General features: G+C 49.6%; 10 protein-coding genes. 4 read left to right on the forward strand and 6 right to left on the reverse strand.

Translation table 11 applies throughout. The annotated features are described in order from the left end of the window. The 5 genes from V7Z69_RS04620 to V7Z69_RS04640 form a co-directional block, all read right to left on the reverse strand. On the reverse strand, positions 1-618 hold a 618-nt coding region (locus V7Z69_RS04620; RefSeq protein WP_334138813.1), incomplete at its 3' end, for a gamma-glutamyltransferase. Between the two features lie 33 nt (positions 619-651). Beyond that, positions 652-1,800, reverse strand: a complete 1,149-nt coding sequence (locus V7Z69_RS04625) for a succinylglutamate desuccinylase/aspartoacylase family protein (protein ID WP_014163891.1) — start codon at positions 1,798-1,800, stop codon at positions 652-654. Positions 1,801-1,816: 16 nt separating this feature from the next. Next, positions 1,817-1,960 carry a hypothetical protein gene (locus tag V7Z69_RS04630; RefSeq protein ID WP_014163890.1) on the reverse strand — a complete coding sequence of 48 codons (144 nt, stop codon included), beginning with the start codon at positions 1,958-1,960 and terminating at the stop codon, positions 1,817-1,819. A 12-nt stretch (positions 1,961-1,972) separates the two neighbouring features. Further along, entirely contained in the window at positions 1,973-3,250 is a 1,278-nt protein-coding gene (locus tag V7Z69_RS04635; protein ID WP_014163889.1) for an SLC13 family permease, read from the reverse strand. A 10-nt stretch (positions 3,251-3,260) separates the two neighbouring features. Then, positions 3,261-3,809, reverse strand: coding sequence for a DUF6305 family protein (locus tag V7Z69_RS04640; RefSeq protein WP_334138817.1), 549 nt, complete (start codon positions 3,807-3,809; stop codon positions 3,261-3,263). A gap of 354 nt (positions 3,810-4,163) precedes the next feature. On the opposite strand from V7Z69_RS04640, the gene V7Z69_RS04645 reads away from it, so the two are divergent. The 4 genes from V7Z69_RS04645 to V7Z69_RS04660 all read left to right on the forward strand — a co-directional run bounded on the left by V7Z69_RS04645 (position 4,164) and on the right by V7Z69_RS04660 (position 9,423). Next, positions 4,164-5,705 (forward strand): IPT/TIG domain-containing protein, encoded by a 1,542-nt coding sequence (locus V7Z69_RS04645; protein WP_334138819.1) that lies wholly within the window; start codon positions 4,164-4,166, stop codon positions 5,703-5,705. Between the two features lie 83 nt (positions 5,706-5,788). Next, on the forward strand, positions 5,789-7,507 hold the full coding sequence (locus tag V7Z69_RS04650; protein WP_334138821.1) for a 2-oxoacid:acceptor oxidoreductase subunit alpha: 1,719 nt from the start codon (positions 5,789-5,791) through the stop codon (positions 7,505-7,507). 15 nt (positions 7,508-7,522) lie between these two features. Further along, positions 7,523-8,383, forward strand: a complete 861-nt coding sequence (locus V7Z69_RS04655) for a thiamine pyrophosphate-dependent enzyme (RefSeq protein ID WP_334138823.1) — start codon at positions 7,523-7,525, stop codon at positions 8,381-8,383. A gap of 56 nt (positions 8,384-8,439) precedes the next feature. Further along, the gene (locus V7Z69_RS04660; RefSeq protein ID WP_014163884.1) at positions 8,440-9,423 is read left to right on the forward strand and encodes an ornithine cyclodeaminase family protein; all 984 of its coding nucleotides are present in this window, start codon (positions 8,440-8,442) and stop codon (positions 9,421-9,423) included. 5 nt (positions 9,424-9,428) lie between these two features. Here the strand turns inward: V7Z69_RS04660 and V7Z69_RS04665 are convergent. Next, the coding region (locus V7Z69_RS04665) for a sensor domain-containing diguanylate cyclase (RefSeq protein ID WP_334138826.1) at positions 9,429-10,978 on the reverse strand (1,550 nt) is incomplete at its 5' end.

The following is a 10,978-nucleotide window of genomic DNA, read 5'->3' on the forward strand; positions in this document are numbered from 1 at the left end:
ACCGGCCTCCAGGGGCAGACCATCCTTCAGGAAGGGAACTTTTGCTGGATCGTTGAAGGAATGAAGCTTCTCCAAGTTGTCGGCTATGATGCCTTGCTGCATTTCAACTATGGTGAAACCTTCTTCCGCTAGGCGAATGGCTGGTTCTGCTACCTCTGCCCAGCTCATGGTGCCATATTTTTCAAGGGCGGTCCAAAGCCCCAAGGCCTGACCTGGGACTCCTACAGCCTTGCCTCCCAGCTTGGACCAACCTTCTTTCTTGGCCTGATCGGAGGCGAACATGTCCTTGGTTGCGCTTTTAGGGGCTACTTCTCTGTAGTCCAGGACGACTACCTCTCCTGTCTTGGCGAAGCGTATGACCATGAACCCGCCTCCGCCGATGCCTGATGCGTTAGGCTCCACCACGTTAAGGGCCAAAGCAGTAGCGACCGCCGCGTCAATTGCGTTTCCGCCTTTCTTGAGGATCTCCACGCCAGCCTTGGATGCCAGTTCATGGGCGGACGAGACCATGCCTTTGGGGGCATATACGTCGTTGACCACCATTTCCTGGGCCAAGGCAGCTGTCGCCCCTAAAGCCAGTATGGCCGTCAAGGCGACAAGGTAGATGAACTTTCTCATAAACAACACTCCTTTCTTATATTTTTTGCCTTTTTATCTGTCCTTTTCTGTGACGGGGGATAAAAAGGCGCCTAAACCCTTTTCTACGATTTCCTCATAGGTAGGTATCCCTTCTACAAACACCTCCTTTGAGGGCTCGTAGAGCCCCAGGGATTCAAGGAAGGACATTATAGCCGTAACATGCCTTGCTACCCTCAAATCCAGAGGTTGGTCCTCTTCATAGGGAACGAAGAGCAGGCCTAGTTTTGCTGCGCGCTTGTAGAATTTGTCCTCTCCGGTAATCACAAGGTGCTCATCTGTTTTGCCCCGGAGCCGGCCTTGGCTGGGATTAGCGGTCTCCATAAGGATCGGCATGGTTTCGGTGTAGTCTCCCCATTCTCTATGGGTAAGGCCGTGCAAATTCTTGGGGGATGGTTCAAGGCGAATTGGGATGCCTGCCATCTCCATCTCCATTGCCACCATTGCTGCTAGCTCCATGCTGCGTTCGTGAGCAACTATGGCGTTTACCACAGGGTACTCTGGAGATGCCTCATGGAGGTCAAAGGCCAAATCTACGTGTTCTTTTTTAATCATCTGACGGAGGGCGTAAGCGAGCCTTTGAGTCAGTTCTCCGTCGGGAGTTCCTGGATGTGCTCTATTGAGGTTTCGTATTTCGCTTCCAGCTAGTTCCTGTTTGGATTGAGGATGGATATAGACGTCCGGATCGGGCCATTGGTAAATGGGGTTGGTTGCCCTTGAGCCGTATCTGAAGGACCTGGTTGAACCATCTGGCAGGGTGAAATGTATGCGCTGAGGATGGGCATCCTGTGCTGAATTGTGACTGAAGGCCATCATATTGGCAAAAGGCACCACTATAAGGCGTCCTTTTTTGACCTGTGCCCGCTCCAAAATAAGTACCGCGGATAACGATCCAGCTGGTTCGTTGGCATGGGTTCCTCCCATTATGAATACTGTACCGCCCGGTTCCTCCCCCTCCTGGATGTAGACTGGGGTATCAGCGGGAGTGTCTTTTATTCCGTCAAACCACTCAGAGAGCATGTGCTTCTCAAATCCAGGCGCAGGCACGACAACGTCTGGTTGCCACATGGACATGAACTGCCTCGCTGATATAAAAGCTACAAAGGCCACCAAGATTAGCAGCAAAGTAGCGGTCAAGGGAGTGCCTTTGATTTTGAATTTCATAGCACCTGCACCTCCCTTACTTTATCAAGAGGACCCTTAGAATAAGGGGGAGTATGACCATGGCTGCCGTAACCTGCTTCCAGAAGTTCTTTTCCCTGAACATGCACCTTATTACGAAGGTCAAAACGAAGACAACTATACATCGATATATTAGGGTCATCAGCCTACCTCCCTAGTAAAGGACTCCGGCTATTACAGAGGAGCCCATGATTATAGCTATTCCCCAAATTGCCGTCAGGACGCCGGGGAAAATACAGTATTTTAGGACTTTGAAATAATTCTTCTCCCCTACGACCTGCGCTGCGAAGATGCCCGCCAACGCCGTTGGAGGCATAAGGTCTCCTAGTCCTGCTATGAGGCTTAAGGCACTGCCTACCAGAATTTCGTTCTTGCCAAGAAGGGCCAGCAGGAATGGAACGCCTAGAACGGATGCAGAACCGAAGGCCGAGACAGCGCCAAAAAATGGCATTGAAGTGGCTATGCCTACGTAAAGCAGCCAAGCGGGTAGCGCCAAGGCAGACACCACTACGAAACCTCTCACGCCCGTTAAGGTCATTATCTGTATGAACATTCCCACTCCCATGAGTATGCCCATCACGGGGAGGGCGTTATCGATGGCGTCCGTTATAGTCTCCAAAGGGTTCCATTTCGCCCCAGTCAAAAAGGCCGATAATGAAGCAAGCAAGAACATAAGGGGCATTCCTATAGGTGGCAGAAAGCCTGAGCCGCCAAAAAGGAAAATAAGAACGAGCACAGGTATAAACAGTCGTAAGGTTATGGGAGTTTTCTCCATGCGTTTGAGTTCCTCTTCAAGGGCCGCTTCATCGGAAGCCTTGCCCTTGAGGCCGGGATATATCAAAAGGAGCGCGCTTACGATGGCTAGAGGGACAGTGCACACCAGGAGAGGGATCCCGAAACCTACATAAGGCATATCGATGCCTCCTCCTATTATCATGGCAGGTAGGTTTATGGGAGGCGCTATCATGCCGTAGATGGCTCCCATTGCTATGGCTGCGGCTGTTTTGTGGATCTGAACTCCGAGCTTAAGCAGCACTGGTGCTACAAGGGCTCCGGTAGTCAGGACCGCGGCGGTGGAGGAACCGGTGATCATGCCTGGTACCATTATCATGAACATGAGCCCCAGGGACAAGACTAGTGGCTTGTCCCTGAACCTTCTTATGACCCACGCCGCCATTGCCTCTAGGAGGCCAATCCTCTCTATGACTTTCATGAATATCATCGCAGTGGAGATTATGAGTATGGTGTCTATGTAGCCGAAGGTGCCTTCCACCAAGTGGCGCAAGGGCAACCCTTCGCCTGCGACAAGCCCTCCCAGTACGGCCGCAAGGCCCATGGCTACTGCGATGGGAAGTTTGAATGCGAATGCTCCTACGGCAAAGGACCCTATCATTACTAAGGCATAAAAGCCTTCAGGCCAGAACCATTCCATGGCTTTTCACCTAGAGAACGTTCCAGGAGGATAGTACTTCCTTCATGGGAGAGACGGTCTCCTTCACAGAATCTGCCTCAAGCATCGGGACGTTCTTGCCTTCCAAGAGTTTTGTGAAGAGTCCGTCGTCATTGCCGCCCTTTACCACTATGACGGCATCAGCGTAGGGGACCACTGCCTCGATGAACATGTCCGACAGTTGTCCTCTCCTTCCAGCTCCTCCAACGTGCATAACCAAGACCTTCATGCCTTTTTGCTTTGCTGCCTCTATGAGCTTTATAGCCCGTTCTTTTTCTTCTTCCTTGTTGATCCCTGCTGCGCCGAGTCCCTTGGAGCTGCCTCCTACTACGGCTATCAGGACCTTTTGATCTTTAAGATCCTCAGCCTTCATGAGGTTGTTGTAATCGTTTTGGACTTTCATGTTCTTAAGGACGACCCGCACCATCATGGCGTCGGGGCTCTGTCCCACCGATGTAAGAGCTATGTCGCTGGCTGAAGCTGCATTGGCTGAGAAGGCCATTAATGATACCAATACGGCCAGCATAAGGATTTTTCTCATCACTTAATCCCCCCTGTTGGTTTTATTCTGTATGTAAAAATCCACATATTAAGCCTGCCTTTAACTGCAGGCACTGAATCAAAAATAAATCCGAGTCATCTTAGTTGCAATCTTTTTTCTCATTATTCTCACAGACTCGCAAAAATAATGTGTCAATTTAAACTAATATCAAAGCGCTATGTTCTTATTACAAATTGTAAACCTGAATTTGGGGATAATCTACATCGCCTTGCGTGCGATGTGGCAGATAGATTTTGTGATGATATAATAAAGTTGTAATTTGGCAAATAGAGGCTATCGGTTTTGATGCGGCTTCCTCAGGGGAAGCCGAAAGGAGAGAAAGAGGTGAGAAAGATGAGCAAATTAATAAGCAGAGCGGTAATTGGTGTGATGTTGGTTTTGGTTGCTTTGCCTGTTTTTGGTCAGGTCAAGGTGGTGCCCAAACTCCCTCAAGTGCCTGCGAAGATAAAGGAGATTCCCAAACTTGCCATGCCGGACCTGATGGTCGAAAGGTTCTCCATCAACTCTTCTTATGGAGTCTCGGTTGGCAGCCAAATGGAGTACCCTGTCTCTATGACCGTAAAAAACGCAGGTAACGCTCCGACTCAAGGAACTATATACCTTGTGTTTCAGTACTACAACAACTCCACTGGACGTTGGGATTGCGATAGGACCAGATCCCATGCCATAGCGGTCAATAGGGTTTTAGCTCCTGGCCAACAGGTTACCATCTCGGGGAAGCTGAGGATAAATAAGGCGATAATATCGGATGCCACGCTTAGAGTCAGGGTAATGGTTGATTCGGCATGTTTTGAGGAATTTCCCCCTCAGAATGGTTATATCCAGGAGGTCAACGAAAACAACAATTACAGCAACGAAGTGACCCTTTCCGGCGGCTACAGGCCTAACGTAGTTTCAATAAGCTCTAACAGGGTAATAAAAGGAGAGGAAAGAATATACATTTCCGGTACCGGTTTTGGAAAGCAAAACCCCTTGAGAACCGTGGTTATAGAAAACGGTGGAGTGAAGGTCAGAGCCTTGGTCACCAGTTGGTCCTCGGGAGTTATCTACTTCAAGGTCCCCAACGAGGCCAAGAACGGCCCAAGCTACGTCTACATCGCTGACAGTAGCACATTGAACCCCCTTTCTTCCGTAATGAACGTGCTGGTCGTGGAAAAGAAAAATCTCGTCTGGAACAGTCTGGTGGACGTATTTAACCTGATAGGAGGGGCTTTTCAAATAAAACTTCACACGTGGTCGGGAAGCAGCAACTACTTGAACCAATCCAAAATAATACCTCCCTTTGGGGGGGAACAGCCTTTGGAAGTTCCCAATGTAGAGTTCAAAACGGCAGTGGGGCACTATCGTTTCCTGGTAAACGACTTTAAAACCTTTGGTCCTTCCTCATCCCAGAGTGGCTTTGAGATGAGCCGTCAGGGATGTGCTCCTAACCAAGTCAAGCTCATATTGAGGTTCGAGAGCGAGGGGAAAGAGCTCATAGGTTACTACAAGGTGCTTGGACCAGCGGGACAGTGGAGGAGGGCAGGAGCCCCCGACATAGAAGTGGATAATGCAACCATCACGATCCTTTTCCAATTTTACGATGCAGGCAACGGAAGGCTCGATTATACGGCTGCAGCGTCCTTTGACGGGAGGATAAATGCCTCAGGTAAGGCGTGGGACGATATCATGGATTTCTTCATGCCCGACTGGGACAACAAAGTCAAAAGGGAGATATCAAAAGGAGTGCGGCAGGCCATCAACATGCCCGATGTGAGGCAAAACATTATAGACAGCCTTCTTATGGCTGTAAGGATGCAGCTCGGTCTAAACGCCAACAACGTAATAACCGCCTGGCAGTTCGACAATACGGGCATAAAGGTCACCTTTTATTAGGAGAGCGAACTTGAAAAATCGCTTGTCGAATTGTATAACATAAAAAAGATTGCCTACAATATGATGTAAGGAAGTGAGGCCCTATGGTGGTTCTTCCCAAGCCCAACCATCACGATATTTCCCTGGTCCTGTGCGGTGCAGCGGGTCAAGGAGTTCAGACGGTGGAAGAAATACTGGTCAAGGCTCTTCATGAAGGGGGATTTCACGTCTTTGCCAGCAGGGAGTACATGTCTCGAGTGCGAGGGGGTAACAATTCCACGGAGATAAGGGTTTCCAGTAAGCCGGTAAATGCTTTGGTGGATAGGATAGATATTCTTATCCCCTTCAACAGTGGGCTCAGGCAGAACATTGTGGAGCGCATTGATGATGGAACGACGATAATCGGAGATGGTAAAGAGCTTGGAAATGAACTTTCTGGGTTGGGCCGCTTCGTGGACGTGGAGCTTTTTGAAAGGGCCCAAACCTTAGGAGGAAAGGTCTACGCCGGCACCTTGGCAGCGGGTATTGTTGCGGGGTTGATGGAGATAGACCGAACCACTTTGTACAACTACTTTGAAGGGCGCTTCGCAGGTAAAGCCGACGTGATAGAAAAAAACAAAAGCGCCGTTGACGCAGGATATGAAATGGCCCAGAAGCTCAAGGACGACAATGTTATAACAGTCACGATGAAGGTCGGGGAAAGATCAAATAATAGTGTGGTTTTGAACGGAACCGATGCAGTTTCCCTGGGAGCCTTGGCTGGAGGTTGTGACTTCCTTACCTCATATCCCATGTCTCCCGCAACGGGCGTTCTGACCTTCATGGCCAAAAACGCCCGGCGCTTTGGAGTGGCCGTGGAACAGGCCGAGGACGAGATAGCAGCAATAAACATGGCCCTGGGGGCTTCTTATGGAGGGGCAAGACCCATGGTCAGTACTTCGGGCGGGGGGCTTGCCCTTATGGCGGAAGGGATAAGCTTAAGCGGCATAACGGAGCTTCCCGTTGTCATTCATGTGGGGCAACGACCAGGCCCAGCCACTGGAATGGCAACCCGCACTGAACAGGCGGATTTGGATTTTGCGCTGCATGTAGGCCATGGGGAGTTCCCAAAAGTGGTATATGCCCCTGGAACGTTGGAAGAGGCCTTCTACTTGACTCAGAAGGCGTTCAGCGTTGCAGCCAAGTACCAAGTGCCAGTGCTTGTATTGACCGATCAGTATTTCCTCAACTCGTATTACGACGTGGAGCCCTTCGATACTTCCAACTTGACCATAGAAAGTCATATAGTTGAATCAGGCCCCGATTACCAGCGCTACGTTATAACCGAGGATGGCATCTCCCCGAGGAGCGTGCCGGGCTTTGGCGTTGGACTCGTGGGAACCGACAGCCATGAGCATGATGCCGATGGCCACGTACAGGAAGACTTTCACTTAAGAAAGAACATGGTGGAAAAAAGGCTAAGGAAGCTTGAAGGACTGAAGAAAGAAGCCATAAGCCCTTCACTTTGGGGTAGCGAAAAATACTCAACCCTGATTGTTGCCTGGGGATCCACTGGGCCCATAATTCAGGAAGCCTTAGAAACCCTAGGAAGAGAGGACACAGCGCTGCTTCATTTCTCCCAAGTGTGGCCCTTCCCTCAGGAAGCTATCAGATATCTGGAAGGGGCGACAAAAATTGTGGTGGTGGAAGGGAACGCAACCGGACAGTTTGCCAACCTTGTGAGGAAAGAGACTGGAATAAAGATACAGCACCGGGTGCTCCATTATTCAGGGTTGCAGATGTCCGTGGAATGGGTGACTCAAAGGCTAGAGGAGATCCTGTAGGAGGGGGTGGCTACAGTGGAATGGAAGGAGTTTGATCTTGAAGGTATAGATATTCAGTGGTGTCCTGGATGTGGAGACTTCAAGATAATGGAAGCTCTTAAGAAAGCCCTGGCAGAGCTTGATATTGCCCCCAATGAGGTAGTTATATTCTCAGGGATAGGCCAGGCAGCCAAGATGCCCCACTTCATGAAATGCCACTTCTTCAACGGTCTTCATGGAAGGTCCATATCCAACGCTACGGGTTTCAAGGCCGCCAATCCAGGCATGACCGTCATTGCTATAGGTGGCGATGGAGACATGTATGGAGAGGGCGGTAACCACTTCATTCACACCATAAGAAGAAACCCTGACTTGACCAACATAGTTTGCAACAATATGGTGTACGGACTGACCAAGGGACAGGCCTCTCCTACCAGCCCCATTGGACTCAAGACTCCAGTGCAAGTGGATGGTGTCACCGAGGAACCTTTCAACCCTGTGGCCGTGGCCATAGCTCAGGGAGCCACGTTCGTGGCCAGGACCTTCGCAGGATACGTGGATGAGACCAAAGAGATACTTAAAAAAGCCATACTCCACAAGGGGTATGCCCTGGTGGACATATTTCAACCCTGCGTGTCTTTCAACAAGGTGAACACTTATAAATGGTTCATGGAGAATACCTATGTCCTTGATGAGGGTGACCACGATCCAACGGACCGCAGGGCAGCCATGTTGAAAGCCCTGGAAAAAGACCCCTATCCATTGGGTATTTTGTACAGGGAAGAGGGGAAAAATACCTTTGAGGAGAACCTTACGTGCTATCAGGAAGACAAGACGCCTCTTTTCATGAGGAAGGCTGACCGCCTCTCTTTGGTTTCGGCTTTCATGAAAGAATAGAGGTAAGACTGGCTGCAAGTTTTGCCATGAACCCCACATAAAGGAGGTAAAGGGCAGTGGAGGTAAGGGTTATATCCATGAAGGAGATTGAGTCGCTGGGAATATCCATAGTGGAGATAATGGATGTGGTGGAAAAAGGCTTCAAGCTTAAGGGCGAGGGAAAAGTGGAGCTTCCTGCCAAGATAGGCATACACCCAAGACACGACTGCTTCATACACGCCATGCCCTGCTATGTTGGGGGGGAAGTGGACGCAGCAGGTATCAAGTGGGTTTCGGGATACCCGATAAACCAAGAGAAAGGCCTTCCTTATATAACCGGAATAATGTGCCTAAACGATCCTGAAACGGGCTTCGCAAAGGCAATAATGGACGCAACCTGGATAACTGCGTGGAGAACAGGTGCTGCTTCGGGAGTTTGTGCCCGCTACATGGCGTCCCCCGAGTCAGAGGTCCTGGCAGTGGTGGGATTGGGGGTTCAGGGAAGGACCAACACTGTGGCCATCGCTAATGCTCTTTCCAACTTGAAAATGGTGAAAGCCTACGACCTTTATGAGTCCCAGGGGATCAAGTATAAGGAGACCATATCCAAGGACCTCCCAGGATTGGAAGTGGTGCTCTGTGGTTCAGTGGAAGAGACGGTAAGGGATGCTGACATTGTGGTTACCTGCACTCCCATAGTGGCTAATCCCAAAAGGTTTGTTAAATCTCAGTGGCTAAAGAAAGACTGCCTTTCCATAGCGGTGGATTACGATTCGGCTTTCGATGCGGAAGTAATGGCAAGGGCAGATGCGTTCGTGTGTGACGACAAGAATCAGTATCTCTGGACTCAAGAGCAGGGAGTCTATTTCCAGCGCGGCTATCCAAAAGAGGATGGAATCCTGGGGGACATGGGGGATCTTTGTGCAGGCAAGGTAAAGGCCCCCCGCGAGGGAAGAAGGGGAGCTGTATTGATGGGCATAGCAAGTCACGATGTGCTCACTGCCAACCTTATACTCCAGAAGGCCCAGGAGAAGGGCATAGGGAAGGTTGTAGAAATATAGGAGAGTTAGAGATGTGTTGCGCGCTGATTGTTAGGGTTGGGCCTGCTTTCAGCGCGCAACACTTTCTTTTGAGTGCGCTTCTGTATGTACAAAGCCTTGTCTGCGGCTTTTATCAGGTCGCTAGCGCGCGTTCCGTCTTCTGGGTAGGAGGCTATCCCATATTCGAAGCTTATGTGAAGTCCGTGATCGCCCAAGGGTATCCTTTGTATTTCATTCGCCAACCGGCTCCAAGCTATTTGGGCATCTGCTTTCTGTGTGTGGGGTAGGAGGGCTACGAACTCGTCTCCCCCATAGCGAGCCAAAATGTCACTGCTTCTGATCCTTTGCATGAGGAAATTGCCCACTTGGATCAAGACCTTGTCCCCTTCTGAGTGGCCGTAGGTGTCGTTTATTTCCTTGATTTTGCTGAGGTCCACCATGACTATGCAGAAGGTGTCGTTTTGTCTTTTGTGTCTATCCATTTCCTTTGATACACAGTCGTAAAAGTGGCGTCGGTTCCATAACCCCGTTAGGGGGTCTTTCAAGGCTTCTCTTTTGGTCTTTTCTAAGAGATCGCTGTATGCCCAAAGGACTCCGAGATGCTTGGCCAATATCTCCATGAGCTCTATATCTCCCTGGTCGAAACCATCGAGCTCCGGACTCTCAAGGCTGAGAACGCCGTAGAGTTTATCTTCATGAATTATGGGAATATCCAGTTCCGATTTGGTCTTTTGGTCCACTTCTACGTACTCGGGAGCTTGGGATACGTCAGGGAAATAGAGGGTTTTTCTCGCTCTTATGGTCTTTCCTACGAGCCCCCGGCCCGATTCAATTTGGGACATTTCGTCAAAAGACCCAGGGCCTCGTCCAGCTATAAGCTGAGAAGCACCTGTGGTTTCATCTAATGTCTTGAGTATGTAGATTTGGGTGAATCTGGTCATCTTGGAGAGTTCTTTAACGACATCCTGGCAAATTTTTTCTATGTGCTTTTCTCGCGCGGCTTTAGTGACAATATCCAGAATGGCGCTTTCCATGTTGCTTTTGTATTTCAGCCTTTCCAATTGGTATAACCTGGTCAGAGCGGACGCCAGGTAGTTGCAGAACACTTGTACTATTTGGGCGTCAAGTTTGATGAAGGCATCCTTTTTGTGGCTGTCTATGATCAAAACTCCCCATATTATTTCATCGCACATCACGGGAACGACCATTTCTGAAAGGGTTTTATCGTTACCTTTTACATAATATGGATCTTTGGTGACGTCGTTTGAGATTACGGGCTTTTTGCATTTTATGGCTCTGCCTGTTAGCCCAATCCCATGATCTATGACCCTTCTGGCTTCTTCCTCGTCTACTTTTTCCCCTCTATAGGCTATTAGCCTCATTTTCCCCCTTGGTGATTCCCGTAGCAAAAGATAGGCATTATCATAGCCCAGGCCCTCTTGGAGTTTCCTCAAGCATGTTTCGTATAGCTCTTCCTTATCCGTGCAGTTTACAAGCTCCAAAGACAATTCCAACAGGAGCTTTCTTTTTTTGCTCAGACTGGAGGTCAACCTTTTATACTGAAACCACCGACCAG

Source organism: Thermovirga lienii, from assembly GCF_036847465.1.
GTDB lineage: Bacteria > Synergistota > Synergistia > Synergistales > Thermovirgaceae > Thermovirga > Thermovirga lienii.